General features: G+C 71.3%; 14 protein-coding genes. All 14 read left to right on the forward strand.

Going from position 1 to position 13,889, the window contains the following annotated elements; genetic code table 11:
• The first annotated feature begins 137 nt into the window (after positions 1-137).
• The 14 genes from ACIGDI_RS14460 to ACIGDI_RS14525 all read left to right on the forward strand — a co-directional run bounded on the left by ACIGDI_RS14460 (position 138) and on the right by ACIGDI_RS14525 (position 13,889).
• Positions 138-1,205 carry a glucose-1-phosphate thymidylyltransferase gene (locus ACIGDI_RS14460; RefSeq protein WP_399895486.1) on the forward strand — a complete coding sequence of 356 codons (1,068 nt, stop codon included), beginning with the start codon at positions 138-140 and terminating at the stop codon, positions 1,203-1,205.
• Positions 1,202-2,239 (forward strand): dTDP-glucose 4,6-dehydratase, encoded by a 1,038-nt coding sequence (gene rfbB, locus ACIGDI_RS14465; protein ID WP_399895489.1) that lies wholly within the window; start codon positions 1,202-1,204, stop codon positions 2,237-2,239. The genes ACIGDI_RS14460 and rfbB overlap by 4 nt, the downstream gene beginning before the upstream one ends.
• Positions 2,236-2,835, forward strand: coding sequence for an acyltransferase (locus ACIGDI_RS14470; RefSeq protein ID WP_399895492.1), 600 nt, complete (start codon positions 2,236-2,238; stop codon positions 2,833-2,835). The genes rfbB and ACIGDI_RS14470 overlap by 4 nt, the downstream gene beginning before the upstream one ends.
• Positions 2,836-3,087: 252 nt before the next feature.
• Positions 3,088-4,257 (forward strand): hypothetical protein, encoded by a 1,170-nt coding sequence (locus ACIGDI_RS14475; RefSeq protein ID WP_399895494.1) that lies wholly within the window; start codon positions 3,088-3,090, stop codon positions 4,255-4,257.
• Positions 4,254-5,024, forward strand: a complete 771-nt coding sequence (locus ACIGDI_RS14480; protein WP_200698797.1) for a WecB/TagA/CpsF family glycosyltransferase — start codon at positions 4,254-4,256, stop codon at positions 5,022-5,024. Before ACIGDI_RS14475 ends, ACIGDI_RS14480 begins: the two co-directional genes overlap by 4 nt.
• Positions 5,024-6,283 carry a nucleotide sugar dehydrogenase gene (locus ACIGDI_RS14485; protein WP_399895497.1) on the forward strand — a complete coding sequence of 420 codons (1,260 nt, stop codon included), beginning with the start codon at positions 5,024-5,026 and terminating at the stop codon, positions 6,281-6,283. The genes ACIGDI_RS14480 and ACIGDI_RS14485 overlap by 1 nt, the downstream gene beginning before the upstream one ends.
• Positions 6,284-6,286: 3 nt before the next feature.
• Positions 6,287-7,444: a non-hydrolyzing UDP-N-acetylglucosamine 2-epimerase gene (wecB, locus tag ACIGDI_RS14490; protein WP_399895500.1), complete on the forward strand. Its 1,158-nt coding sequence runs from the start codon at positions 6,287-6,289 to the stop codon at positions 7,442-7,444.
• A gap of 51 nt (positions 7,445-7,495) precedes the next feature.
• Positions 7,496-8,392 (forward strand): chain length determinant protein, encoded by an 897-nt coding sequence (locus ACIGDI_RS14495; RefSeq protein WP_399895503.1) that lies wholly within the window; start codon positions 7,496-7,498, stop codon positions 8,390-8,392.
• Positions 8,355-9,908 (forward strand): oligosaccharide flippase family protein, encoded by a 1,554-nt coding sequence (locus ACIGDI_RS14500; RefSeq protein ID WP_399895506.1) that lies wholly within the window; start codon positions 8,355-8,357, stop codon positions 9,906-9,908. Before ACIGDI_RS14495 ends, ACIGDI_RS14500 begins: the two co-directional genes overlap by 38 nt.
• A gap of 10 nt (positions 9,909-9,918) precedes the next feature.
• On the forward strand, positions 9,919-11,019 hold the full coding sequence (locus ACIGDI_RS14505) for a hypothetical protein (RefSeq protein WP_399895509.1): 1,101 nt from the start codon (positions 9,919-9,921) through the stop codon (positions 11,017-11,019).
• Positions 11,016-11,804 (forward strand): glycosyltransferase family 2 protein, encoded by a 789-nt coding sequence (locus tag ACIGDI_RS14510; protein ID WP_399895512.1) that lies wholly within the window; start codon positions 11,016-11,018, stop codon positions 11,802-11,804. The genes ACIGDI_RS14505 and ACIGDI_RS14510 overlap by 4 nt, the downstream gene beginning before the upstream one ends.
• A 64-nt stretch (positions 11,805-11,868) precedes the next feature.
• Positions 11,869-12,540 carry a class I SAM-dependent methyltransferase gene (locus tag ACIGDI_RS14515; protein WP_272174509.1) on the forward strand — a complete coding sequence of 224 codons (672 nt, stop codon included), beginning with the start codon at positions 11,869-11,871 and terminating at the stop codon, positions 12,538-12,540.
• Complete coding sequence (locus ACIGDI_RS14520; RefSeq protein WP_399895516.1) at positions 12,540-13,523, forward strand: class I SAM-dependent methyltransferase; 984 nt, start codon at positions 12,540-12,542, stop codon at positions 13,521-13,523. Before ACIGDI_RS14515 ends, ACIGDI_RS14520 begins: the two co-directional genes overlap by 1 nt.
• Positions 13,524-13,535: 12 nt before the next feature.
• Entirely contained in the window at positions 13,536-13,889 is a 354-nt protein-coding gene (locus ACIGDI_RS14525; RefSeq protein WP_399895519.1) for a VOC family protein, read from the forward strand.

Here is a 13,889-nt window from a genome sequence, read left to right on the forward strand (position 1 = left end):
ACCCGCCCGACACCTGACCGACCGAACCGCCCGACCTGACGACACCGGAGCGACCGGCGCGGGCCGGCCCGGCCGGCACCGGCCACACCTGTGCGGAATCCTTTCCTCTACAAGTGTGGCGTAAGTATGGTGATCTCGTGAAGGCACTCCTGCTGTCAGGTGGCTCGGGCACCCGTCTGCGTCCCATCACCCACACGTCGGCGAAACAGCTCGTACCGGTCGCGAACAAGCCGGTGCTGTTCTACGGACTGGAGGCGATCGCGCAGGCCGGTATCACAGAGGTCGGGATCGTCGTCGGGGAGACGGCCGAGGAGATCCGGGAGGCGGTCGGCGACGGGAGCGCGTTCGGCCTCGACGTCACCTACATCCCGCAGTCCGCGCCGCTGGGGCTGGCCCACGCGGTGCTGATCGCCCGGGAGTTCCTGGGCGAGGACGACTTCGTGATGTACCTCGGCGACAACTTCGTCGTCGGCGGCATCACGGCCCTGGTGGACGCCTTCCGGGCCGAACGGCCCGACGCGCGGATCCTGTTGACGCGGGTGTCGAACCCGAGTGCGTTCGGCGTGGCCCAACTCGACTCCTCCGGGCGGGTGGTGGGCCTGGAGGAGAAGCCGGCGCAGCCCAGGAGCGACCTGGCACTGGTGGGCGTCTATCTGTTCACCCCGGCCGTCCACGAGGCCGTGCGCGCGATCAAGCCGTCCGGGCGCGGCGAGTTGGAGATCACCGACGCCCTCCAGTGGATGATCGACGCCGGGCGCGACGTGCGCTCCACGACGATCTCCGGGTACTGGAAGGACACCGGGAACGTCACCGACATGCTGGAGGTCAACCGCTCGGTGCTGGAGACCCTGGAGCGCCGGATCGACGGCACGGTCGACGAGGGCAGCGAGCTCATCGGCCGGGTGCGCGTCGAGGCGGGCGCGAAGGTGACCGGCAGCAGGATCGTGGGCCCGGTGGTCATCGGCGCGAACACCGTGATCGCCGACTCCTACGTGGGCCCCTTCACCTCGATCGCCGAGGACTGCCGGATCGAGGACAGCGAGATCGAGTACTCGATCGTGCTGCGCGGCTCCTCGGTGCGCGGCGTCCGGCGGGTGGAGGCCTCCCTCATCGGCCGCGACGTCGAGGTCACTCCGGCGCCCCGCAAGCCCGCCGCCCACCGTCTCGTCCTCGGCGACCACAGCAAGGTGCAGATCTCCTCATGACGACCAGGATCCTGGTGACCGGCGGGGCCGGTTTCATCGGCTCGCACTACGTCCGCACCCTGCTCGGCCCGACCGGACCGGGCGACGTGACGGTCACGGTGCTGGACGCGCTCACCTACGCGGGCGACCCGGGCAACCTCGACGAGGTGCGCGACCACCCGCGGTTCGCCTTCGTCAAGGGCGACGTCTGCGACGCCGGGCTCGTGAGCGAACTCCTCGCCGAGCACGACGAGGTCGTCCACTTCGCCGCCGAGTCGCACGTCGACCGCTCCATCCTGGGCGCCGGCGAGTTCGTCCGGACCAATGTGCTGGGCACCCAGGCCCTGCTGGACGCGGCCCTGCGACAGCGCAGGCCGCCCGCCTTCGTGCACGTCTCCACCGACGAGGTGTACGGCTCCATCGACGTGGGCTCCTGGCCGGAGACGGACCCGCTGCGCCCCAACTCCCCCTACGCCGCGTCGAAGGCCTCCTCCGACCTGATCGCCCTCGCCCACCACCGCACCCACGGCCTCGACGTTCGGGTGACCCGCTGCTCCAACAACTACGGTCACCACCAGTTCCCCGAGAAGGTCGTCCCGCTGTTCGTCACCAACCTGCTGGACGGCAAGAAGGTCCCGCTCTACGGCGACGGCGGCAACGTCCGCGACTGGCTGCACATCGACGACCACGTCCAGGGCATCGAGCTGGTGCGCGCCGGCGGACGCCCCGGAGAGGTCTACAACATCGGCGGCGGCACGGAGTTGTCCAACAGGGAGCTGACCGCACTGCTCCTCGAGGCCTGCGGCGCGGACTGGGACGGCAGCGTCGAGTACGTCGCCGACCGCAAGGGCCACGACCGCCGCTACTCGGTGGACTGCGGCAAGATCCGCACCGAGCTGGGCTACGAGCCCCGTAAGGACTTCGCCGCCGGACTGGCGGAGACGGTCACCTGGTACCGCGACAACCGCGACTGGTGGGAGCCGCTGAAGAAGCGCTCGGCACCGGAGACGGCGTCCGCGGTCGCGTTCGACGACGAGAGAGGTCCAGCCCGGTGAGCTTCAGGAAGCAGCCGACCGCCCAGGTCGACGACAAGGCGACGATCGGTGACGGCACGACGGTCTGGGACCTGGCCCAGATACGGGAGGACGCCCGGCTGGGCAGCGGGTGCATCGTGGGCCGGGGGGCCTACGTCGGTCCCGGCGTGCGCATCGGCGACAACGTCAAACTCCAGAACTACGCGCTGGTCTACGAACCCGCGGTGCTCGCCGACGGGGTCTTCGTCGGCCCGGCCGCCGTCCTCACCAACGACTACTTCCCCCGCTCGGTGGACCCGGGCGGAAAGCTCAAGCGCGGGGACGACTGGGAGGCCGTGGCCGTGACGGTGGACGAGGGGGCGTCGCTGGGCGCGCGTTCGGTGTGCGTGGCGCCGGTGCGCGTGGGGCGGTGGGCACTGGTCGCGGCGGGCGCGGTGGTGACCCGGGACGTGCCGGACTTCGCGCTGGTGGCCGGTGTTCCGGCGCGCCGCATCGGCTGGGTGGGGCGGGCCGGTGTACGTCTGGTGGAGCGGGAGGGCGAGCCGGGCGTGTGGGAGTGCCCCGAGACGGGCGCGCTGCACGACGAGAGGGACGGCGGACTCGTCGAGCGCGCATGACGCGTCTTTCCGCCAAATCGCAAATCTTCGAACATTCACCGGCATAACATGTGTGCGAACTGTGCAGACACAGCACAATGAGCACACGAACCAGTGCCCAGGGGGGGTTACCGGGTGAGGACACCTGTGCCTGAAGCGAGGAGCGGAATCCGCTCCGTCGCCTGACGTCCGTCTTGTCTCGCACCGTCCGGCCGTTCGCGCCGCGACGCTCTCAAGTCTGCGCAAAAACAGGGGGGTTGGTGTGTCCAACCGATGACCAGTTCACGTCTCGCGGCACTCGGTGACGAGGACCCGCCGCTGCTCGCACTCACCCAACGCCTGCTGGCCGTGGCCGAGTCGGGGCTTCCGTCGATGCTGCTTCCCGGCGGGGAGGCCTTCGTCTTCACCATGGCCGGACAGCAGGCCCCCGACGGCTCCTGGACCCTGGAGCGGCGCGGTACCAGCACCCGCTATGCGGCCATCACGGTGCTCGGGGCCCGGTTCCTGCCGGAGGACCGCCAGCGCGCGGTGCTCGGTGGACGCACCGCCGAGGAGTTCGCGGGTCTGCTCATCGAGTCGCTGCCCGCGGTGACCAACCTCGGTGACGCGGCGCTCATCGCCTGGGCCGCCGCCGAGACCGGGCACCCCAAACTCTCCGACGCCCTCGCACGGGTCGGGGAACTCGACGTGGAGGGCCGCCCGCAGTACACCGTGGAGGCGGCCTGGGTGCTCTCCGCGCTCGCGGCGGCCCGTGCCACGGTCGATGTGGAGAGACGTTTCACCGCAGCTCGTGACCGTCTGCTCCGCTCCCGGATCGGTGACAGCCCGCTGTTCCCGCACGCCACCGCACTCGGCCTGGTGCCCTGGTACCGGGCGCACGTCAGCTGCTTCGCCGACCAGACGTACCCGCTGCAGGCCCTGGCCCGCGCGCACGCCAGCGGTGACGGGGACGGCGATCCCGAGGCACTGGCCGCCGCGGACGCGTGCGCGGCGCGCATCTGCGAACTGCAGGGCGACGGCGGACAGTGGTGGTGGCACTACGACGCCCGCACCGGCGCGGTGATCGAGGGCTACCCCGTCTACAGCGTCCACCAGCACGCGATGGCGCCGACCGCCTTGTTCGACCTCGCCGACGCCGGCGGCACCGACTTCGGCGCGGCGATCCGCAAGGGCCTGCGCTGGATGACGGACGTACCCGAACTGGCCGGCTCCCGGCACCGGGAGCCGATGATCCTGGACGAGCTCGGGGCCACCTGGCGCAAGGTCCACCGGGGTGATCCGAAGAAGGCCGTGCGGGCCGCCCGCGGCCTGTCCACCCGGCTCGCTCCGGCCCTGCGGCTGAAGTCACTGGACCGGGTCTACCGTCCCCTGTCCGTGGACCGCGAGTGCCGGCCGTACGAGTTCGGCTGGATGCTCCACGCCTGGCAGGCGGGCCGAATATGAGCGGGCGCCGCACGCTGTTCGGGGTCGAGCTGGACCCCCTGACCATGGACGAGACCGTGGCGCACTGCCTGGAGGCGGTACGCGACGGCAGGCAGCTGGAGATCGGCGTGGTCAACGCCGCCAAGCTGGTGAACATGCGCCGCGACCCGCGGCTCGCCGAGGCCGTGTCCGGCTGCGACCTGGTCCTCGCCGACGGTCAGGCCGTCGTGTGGGCCGGGCGGGTGCTGCGCGCCCCGCTGCCCGAACGGGTCGCCGGGATCGACCTGTTCCTGCGGCTGCTGGGCGAGGCGGAGGCCGCGGGCATCTCCGTGTACTTCCTGGGCGCCCGGCAGGACGTGCTCGACCGGATGCTGCTGCGGGTCGCCGACCGCTTCCCCGGCCTGAAGGTGGCCGGCAGCCGCAACGGCTACTTCGACGACTCCGAGCAGGAGACGATCGCCGACGGCATCGCCCGCAGCGGTGCCCAGATGCTCTTCCTCGGCATGACCTCCCCGAAGAAGGAGATCTTCACCGCCGCCCACGGCGCCCGCACCGGCGCCCGCGTGGTGCACGGCGTCGGCGGATCCTTCGACATCCTCGCCGGGGTCACCAAGCGGGCCCCCGCGACCTGGCAGCGGTGGGGGCTGGAATGGCTCTACCGCGTGCTGCAGGAGCCGCGCCGCCTGGGCCGGCGCTACCTCACCACCAATGTCTCATTCCTCCTCATGACGGCACGGGAGCTGATCCGGCTCACCCCGTCGACCGCTCCCGCGAACAGGAGTCACTGATGCGCGTCGTCGTGGTTGGACAGGGATACGTCGGCCTGCCGCTGGCCATCCGGGCCGCCGAGGTCGGACACGAGGTGATCGGCTACGACGTCGACGCCCGCCGGATCAAGAGCCTGGCCGCGGGCGAGTCCTTCGTCGAGGACGTCTCCTCGGAGAGAATCCGCGCGGCACTGGACGACGGCACCTACAGACCGAGCGAGTCGGCGCGGGACTGCGGCGGCTTCGACGTCGCCGTGGTGACCGTGCCGACACCGCTGCACGAGGGCACCCCCGACCTGCGCTACATCAGGGAGTCGGCGGTCACCCTCGCCCGCTATCTGCGCCCCGGGGCGACGGTCGTCCTGGAGTCGACGACCTATCCCGGCACCACCCAGGAGCTGTTCGCCCCGATCCTGGAGGAGGGCTCGGGCCTGACCGCGGGCAGCGACTTCCACCTCGGCTACAGCCCGGAGCGGATCGACCCCGGCAACGCCGTGTGGGGGTTCAAGGAGACACCGAAGGTCGTCTCCGGGGTCAACGAGGCCTCCTTGAAGGCGGTTCGGGACTTCTACGGCCAACTCGTCGACACCACCGTGCCGGTGCGGTCGCCCAAGGAGGCCGAACTCGCCAAGCTGCTGGAGAACACCTTCCGGCACGTGAACATCGCGCTGGTCAACGAGATCGCGATGTTCGCCCACCACCTGGACATCGACGTCTGGCAGTCCATCGACGCCGCCTCCACCAAGCCCTTCGGGTTCATGAAGTTCACGCCCGGACCGGGGGTGGGCGGGCACTGCCTGCCCATCGACCCCTCCTACCTGTCCTGGCGGGTGCAGCGCGAACTCGGCCAGAGCTTCCGGTTCGTGGAGCTCGCCAACGACATCAACAACCACATGCCCGAGTACGTGACCCGGCGGATCGGCGACCACTTCAACGCCAGACGGCGTTCCGTGAACGGCTCGCGCATCCTGTTGCTGGGCCTCGCGTACAAGAAGAACACCGGCGACGCCCGCGAGTCGCCCGCCCTGCGCATCTCCCAGCTGCTGCTCGACATGGGCGCCCAGGTCAGGGCGGCGGACCCGCACGTCGTCGAGGGCCTGCCGGCGGACAACCGGCTGGTGCGGGTCGAGCCGACGCGCGAGGAACTGGCGGAGGCCGACGTGGTGGTGCTGCTCACCGACCACGACGGCTTCGACTACGAACTCGTCGCCGAACATGCCCAGTTCGTCCTCGACTGCCGTCGGCGGCTGCCCTCCGGACCCACGATCGAGGTGCTCTGAACCATGCCGCGCATCGTGTGCGTCGCCGGGGCGCGCCCCAACTACATGAAGATCAAACCGGTGATGGACGCCCTGGAAGGACGGGGCGCGGAGGTCCTGCTCGTCCACACCGGCCAGCACTACGACCCGGCCATGAACGACGTGTTCTTCGCCGACCTCGGCATCCGCCCGCCCGACCGCTTCCTCGGGGTCGGCTCCGGCACCCACGCCGAGCAGACCGGCCGGGTGATGACGGCGTTCGAGCCGCTGCTGGAAGAGGTGTCCCCGGACATCGTCGTCGTGGTCGGCGACATCAACTCCACGCTGGCCTGCGCGCTGGTCACCGCAAAGGCCGGGCCGCTGCTGGCCCATGTCGAGGCGGGTCTGCGGAGCCGGGACTGGAGCATGCCCGAGGAGGTCAACCGGGTCGCCACCGACCGCGTCGCCGACCATCTGCTGGCCCCCTCCCCCGACGCCGTGGACAACCTGCGCGCGGAGGGGTACCGGGAGGACCAGATCCATCTGGTCGGCAACGTCATGATCGACACGCTGCTGACCAACCTGGAGCGGGCCCGCGCCTCCGACGTGCTCGCCCGACACGGGCTCACCCGGCGCGAGTTCGGGCTGGTCACGTTGCATCGCCCGGCCAACGTGGACGATCCCGCGGTGCTCACCGGGCTGTTGAAGGCTCTTGGCGAGATCGCCGGGCGCTGCCCGCTGCTGCTGCCCGTGCATCCGCGCGCGGCCGGACGGCTCGCCGAGATCGGCGTCCCCGGCGGCATCCGGCTCGTACCACCCGCCGGCTACCTGGACTTCATCGCCCTGCAGGACGCCGCCCGGGTCGTGCTCACCGACTCGGGCGGGGTGCAGGAGGAGACCACCGCACTGGGCGTGCCGTGCGTGACGCTGCGGGACAACACCGAGCGCCCCATCACCGTCGAACAGGGCACCAATGTGCTGGCCGGCCGGGATCCGGAGCGGATCGTGGCCACGGTCAACCGGGTGCTGGACGATCCGCCCGCGCCCCGCCGGCCCGAGTTGTGGGACGGCCGCGCCAGCGACCGCATCGCCGACGTGCTGCTGAACGGAGGCACCGCGAGCACCCGGCCGCGGCCCACCTCTCTCCCCCGGCCGAAATCCGCCGACCGGCCCAGCCCCGAGGATCGAACGCTCCCCATATGATCCGCTTGCAACTTATGCTCGTCGAACGTTTGGCCGCTAGGGGGGACCGTCATGGATCTCGCTGAGATCTTCCGGGTGATGCGCAGGCGCTGGTACGTCCTGCTGCCCGGGCTGCTGCTGACCGCCGCCCTGATCGTCGGTGTCGTGGTGCTGGTGCCGGTCAGCTACCAGTCGCAGAGCACGGTGGTCCTGCTCAACTCCCAGAAGGCCACGCGCGCCTACGACGGCAACCCCTTCCTCAGCACGCAGACCTCGCTCACCGGCATGGCCGACAGCCTGGCCCGCAACCTCAACTCCGACGACTCGCTGCGGGACCTCAAGGCCCGCGGCGCCACGGGCACGTTCGAGGCGAAGCTCGCCGACAACGCGCAGGGGCCGCTGCTGTGGCTCACCGTCACCGGCACCGACAAGGCGGCCGTCCTGTCCTCGGACAAGATCCTGACCGCCTACGCCAAGGAACGGCTGGACCAGTTCCAGAAGCAGCAGTCGGTCGCGCCGAAGGCCATGATCCGCATGACGACCATCGTCTCCCCGCAGAACCCGGTGGCGCAGACCAAGACCCGGCTCGAGTACCTGATCATGGCGGGTGCCCTGGGCCTGGTGGTCACCCTGGTCGCCGCCTTCTACATGGAGGCCCGCAAGAGGCCCCGCACGCCCGAGCCGCAGGCCGCGCCCGAGGGACCGCGGCAGCCGGGGACGACCGCGGCCGCCACCGCTCCCTCCGCCGAGAAACCGGTCGCGGAGGAGCCGTTCGTGCAGGAGGGGGCCGTGGAGGAGACGCTCGCCATCCGGCGCCCGCCGAGCTGGTCACGGTCCGCCGGGGACGGCAGGGCCGCCGCCGAGACCGACGCGCCCCGGCCCGCCATGGCCGTGGCGTCCGCCGCCGAGCCGCTCGACGAGGAGTCGACCCATGGACATCGCCCGCGCACCGGACAGCGCGACCGGTGAGACGGGCGACGTACCCGCTGCTCCCGCTCCCGCACCTCCCGCCACCGCCTCCCTCGGCCGCAAGGTCCGCTCCGCGGCCCGCTGGAGCCTGATCAACACCGTCGTCCTGCGCCTGGGCAACTTCGCCACCGGCATCGTCCTGGCGCGCTTCGCCCTCGGCCCCGCGGAATGGGGCGTGTACGGCATCGCCCAGACGGTGCTGCTGGTCCTGCTGTCCGCGAACGAACTGGGCGTGGGCCTGGCCATCGTGCGCTGGGAGGGCGACGCGCGGCGGTTCGCGCCGACCGTGCTGACCCTCAGCACCCTCTCCAGCGGCCTGCTGTACGTGGCGCTGTTCACTGCTGCCCCGACGGTGGCCGGACTGCTCGGCTCGCCGCACGCCGCGGGCGTGCTGCGGGTGATGTGCCTGTGCGTGGTGATCGACGGGGTGGCGCAGGTCCCCGGCGGCTTCCTGACCCGTGAGTTCGCCCAGGGCAGGCGAATGATCATCGACGGGCTCAACTTCGTGCTCGGCACGGCGGTGACCCTGCTGCTGGCCTTCCAGGGCTGGGGCGCGATGAGCTTCGCCGTGGGAGCCGTCGTCGGGAACGTCGTGACGCTGATCGGCTGCGCGCTCGCGGCGCCGGGCACGTTGAAGTTCGGCTGGGACGGCGAACAGGCCCGGGCGCTGCTGCGGTTCGGGCTACCGCTGGCCGGGGCGAGCATGCTGGCCCTCGCGGTGGTCAACGTCGACACCATGGTGGTGGGCGCGACGCTGGGCAGCGTCTCACTCGGCTTCTACGTCCTCGCCTTCAACATCTCCGGCTGGCCCGTACGGATCATCTCCGAGGCCGCCCGCCGGGTGTCCTTCGCCGGGTTCTCCCGGCTGGCCGACTCGCCGCAGGCGCTCGCCCAGGGCTTCAGCCGTGCCCTGGGCGTGCTGATCACCGGCACCGTCCCGCTGTGCGTCCTGCTGGCGGGCCTCGCGGAGCCGCTCATCCGGACGGTCTACGGCGACCGGTGGGCCCCCGCCGCCGCGGCCCTGCCCTGGTTGATGGTCCTCGGCCTGATCCGCATCGGCGGCGAACTCGCCTACGACTGCCTGGTGGCGGTCGGACAGCGCCGCTCGCTCTTCCTGGTGCAGGGTCTGTGGCTGGTCTCCCTCGTCCCGGTGCTCCTCGCCGCCGCCCACCTCAACGGCATCGTCGGCGTCTCCCAGGGCCATGTCCTGGTGGCCGCCGGCCTGGTGGTGCCCGTCTTCCTGGTCGCCCTCCGCCGGGGTGGTATCGGCCTCGGACGCATCGCCCGGGCCTGCGCCTGGCCCTTCCTCGGCGGGGCAGTGATGGCCCTGATCATCCTCGGTCTGGAGCGCCTGTTGGGCGACGGACGGCTCGCGCTCCTCGCCATCGGCACCATCGCCCTGGCCGGCTACACGCTGTGCGTCCTGCCCAGCCGCGACTTCCTGCGCGGCGTGGACCGGCCCCACCGCGGACGGCACCGGTCGACGGCACCGTCCGCCCTTCCCGACAGGACATGAGGTGAACCGCATGTCACGGCGTATCCGCCGGAGCTCGCTCGTCTGGCTGCTGCTGGCGTCCCTGCTGGCCGTCGTGGGTGCCGCCTGCTCGGGATCGCACGACTCCGCGCTGCCGGACTGCCCGGACGACGCGCTGACCTGCCCGGCGAGCGGGTCCTCCGCGGCGGCGCCGAGCACGAGTCCGACGAGTTCGGCCCCCGGCGGGACGACCACGAGCCCCGCCGCCTCGCCGTCCCCGTCCGGCAAGCCCTCGGCGAGCGGCACGTCCGGCTCCCCCGCGGCGAAGGCCGCGTGCTCCTCGCCCGGCGCCTGCGGCTTCCCCGACGCCCGCACCACCGGCCCCCGTATCGCCCTCACCCCCCACAGGACCGGCTACAAGGCCATCCGCACCAACGGGCTCACCATCCGGGGCTGGGACATCACGGGCTCCCTCGACATCTACGCCAACGACGTCACGATCATCGACACGAAGATCACCTCGGACAGCTGGTGGGGCATCAACCTGCGTCCGGGCTACCACGGCCTGCGCGTGCTGCACTCCACGATCACGGCCGTGCCCGGCAAGGGGCCGGACAACGGCGGGGTGGACTACGCGGTGTCGAACATGGGCGGCAGCTCCATCGAGGTCGGCTGGTGCGACGTCTCCGTGTTCGGCGACGCCCTGTCCATGGGCCAGGGCAGCATCCACGACAACTACGTGCACGACATCGAGCCGTTCATCAACCAGGGCGGCGAGTGGCAGCACACCAACGCGGTCATCAGCGGCGGCGGCAACACCGGGCACCTGGTCATCCGCCACAACACCCTGCTGAACCCGACCGGTCTGAAACAGGGGGCCTCGGGCAGCATCGGCCTGTTCGCCGACACCGGCGTGGTCCGCAACGTCACCGTCGACCACAACTGGATCGCCGGCGGCGCGTACGCCCTGTACGGCGGGGACACGGGCGCCACCGGGATCAGGGTCACGAACAACGTGTTCTCGACGCAGTACCACCCCGCCGCCGGCGGCTACGGCGTGGTCGCCCACTGGAACCACGACGGCGCCGGGAACGTCTGGCGCGACAACCGGATGTCCGACGGCCGCCCGATCGCCCCCGAGCCCGCCTCATGATGCGCCGCGTCGCGCGGGCGCCCTGGACCCTGCTCAAGGCGCTGTTCGGCTGGCTGGTGCTCTTCGAGGCACGCAACAAGGTCCTGCTGGCGCCCTCCGCGCTGCGGCTGCGCCGCGTCGAGGACGCCGAGACCCGGCGGCTGTCCGCCGAACTGCCGACGCCGCCCTCGGCGCTCGTCGCCACCGTGATCGCCACCCACCGGCGCCCGGAGGCGTTGCGCGCCGCGGTGCGCTCGGCCCTGGACCAGACGCTGCGCGACCAGGTCGTCATCGTCGTCGACGACGGCGCGGGACTGCCCGAACTCCCCGCCGACACCCGGCTGTTCGCCGTCTCCCTGGCCCGCAACACCGGCGTCGCGGGCGTCGTGCGCAACGTCGGCATCCGCCTCACCCGCTCGCGCTACGTGGCCTTCCTGGACGACGACAACCTGTGGGAACCCGACCACCTGGAACGGGCGTTGGCGGCCCTGGAGGCCCCCGGCGGCCCCGACGGCGTCTACACGGCGCTGCGCCGCGTCCTGCCCGACGGCAGCGAGAAGGACGTCCTGTCGGTGCCCTTCGACCGGCGCCGGGCGGCCCGCGAGGCCTTCCTGGACACCAACGCCTTCGTCGCCCGCCGCGACCGCTCCCTGCGCTTCAGCCGGCTGCGCCGCACACCGGAGGTGCTGCCCCGGGAGGACTGGGAGCTGATCCGCCGGTACGGCCGCGGGCACCGGGTGCTGCACGTGCCCCACCCCACCGTGCGGTACCTGGTGAACCCGGCCAGCTTCTACACGGACTGGTGACGGCCCGTGCCCCTCCGCCCTCTTCCGCGCTCCTCTTCCGCTCCGACGTCAGGTGGTTGATCCGATGCCCCGATCCCGCGCACTGAGAAACAAGTTCGTCGACGCACCGGGCTCCCTGGGCGAACGCCTGCGCATCGCCCGCTGGGAACGGTTCCGGCGCTGCTTCCCCGGCATCGAGAACATGAGCGTCGTCGATCTGGGCGGGACGGCCGAGATGTGGCTGCGCGCGCCGGTGCGCGCCAAGCACGTCCACCTGATCAACCTGGAGGCGCATCCGGCCGACCTGCCCGACTGGATCACCGCGGAGAACGCCGACGTCACCGACCCGGCGGTCGCCGCGGAACTGAGCCGCGACGGCGGCTACGACATGGTGTTCTCCAACTCCACGATCGAGCACGTGGGCGGCCACAGCCAGCGCCAGAGGTTCGTCGCGGCCGTCGAGCGGCTGGCGCCGCTGCACTGGATCCAGACGCCGTACCGCTACTTCCCCGTCGAGCCGCACTTCGTCGCGCCCGGCTTCCAGTTCCTGCCCCTGGCCGCCCGGGCCCGTCTGGTGCGGCACTGGCCGCTGGTGCACAGCCGCCCGGACAGCCCGGAGTCGGCGATGAACGCCGTGATCAACATCGAGCTGCTGACCCGCACCGAGATGCGCTACCTCTTCCCCCGGTCGGAGCTGCTCAGCGAGCGGGTGCTCGGCGCGCCGAAGTCGCTCATCGCCGTACGGACGGAGCGCTGATGCTGAACAACCTGGTCAACAGACATGACGCGGACCGGCTGCTGCGCAAGGTGCGCAAGCTTGACCTGGACCCGGTACTGGCCAAGCTGCGGGTGCGCGGCGGCGCACGGGTCGTCCAGCACTGGTCCCAGGTCGACCCCTCGCTCACCGAGTGGTGGGCGATACCGGCCGTCATCAAGCGGTGGAACCTGCTGATGACGGGAGACGCGAAGACGTCCTTCCCTCAGTACGTCGCCGCCAAGCACTTCGCGCCGCGCACCGACCTGCGCGGCCTGTCGCTGGGCTGCGGCACCGGCGGGAACGAGCTGCTGTGGGCGCGGACCGGCGCGTTCTCCCTGCTGGAGGGCGTGGACGTGGCCCCGGAGCGCATCGACTTCGCCACCCGGACGGCCGCCGAGGAGGGGCTCGGCGACGTGCTGCGCTTCCGGGTCACCGACGTCAACCGGATGACCGCCGACGGGGAGCGCTTCGACGTCCTGCTGGGTCTTCAGTCGCTGCACCACTTCGACCACCTCGACGAGACCCTGCCGCGGCTGGCCGAACTGATCGAGCCGGACGGCACGTTCGTGGTCGACGAGTTCGTCGGCCCCACCCGCTTCCAGTGGACCGACGCCCAGCTCGACGCGGCGAACGCCCTGCTGGCCGAACTCCCCGAGGAGCGCCGCCGCCTGGCCGACGGCCGGATCAAGCACCGTGTCGTACGGCCCAGCAGGCTGTCGATGGTGCTGGACGACCCCTCGGAGGCCGTCGACGCGGCGGCGCTGCTGCCGGGTCTGCGACGGCATTTCGAGGTCGTCGAGGAACGCCCCTACGGCGGCACCGTGCTGCACATCGCGTTCTCCGGCATCGCGCACAACTTCCGCGACGGGCGGCCCGAGACGCTGGGGCTGCTGGAGCGGTGCTTCGCCGCCGAGGACGCCGCGCTGCCCGAAGTGGGACACGACTTCGTCGCCATGGTGTGCCGAAAGCGAAGCGCCGGCTGACAGGATGGCGGCATGGAACGAGTGCTGGGAATCGGCGGTTACTTCATGCGGGCCGCCGATCCGGCGGCCCTGACCGCCTGGTATCGCGACTGCCTTGGTCTGGACGCCGACGAGGTCGGCCTGTGGCGGCAGGAGGCGGGGCCGACGGTGTTCGCGCCGTTCGAGTCCGACACCGACTACTTCGGCTCCCCCACCCAGCAGACCATGCTCAACTTCCGCGTCCGCGACCTGGAGGCGATGCTCGCCCAACTGCGTGCCAGGGGCGCGGACGTGGCCGAGGAGACGCAGGACCTGCCGGACGTCGGCCGGTTCGGCTGGGTCACCGATCCGGAGGGCAACCGGATCGAGCTGTGGCAGCCGGCCTGA

This window comes from Streptomyces sp. NPDC085900 (genome assembly GCF_044540925.1).
Lineage (GTDB): Bacteria > Actinomycetota > Actinomycetes > Streptomycetales > Streptomycetaceae > Streptomyces > Streptomyces gilvifuscus.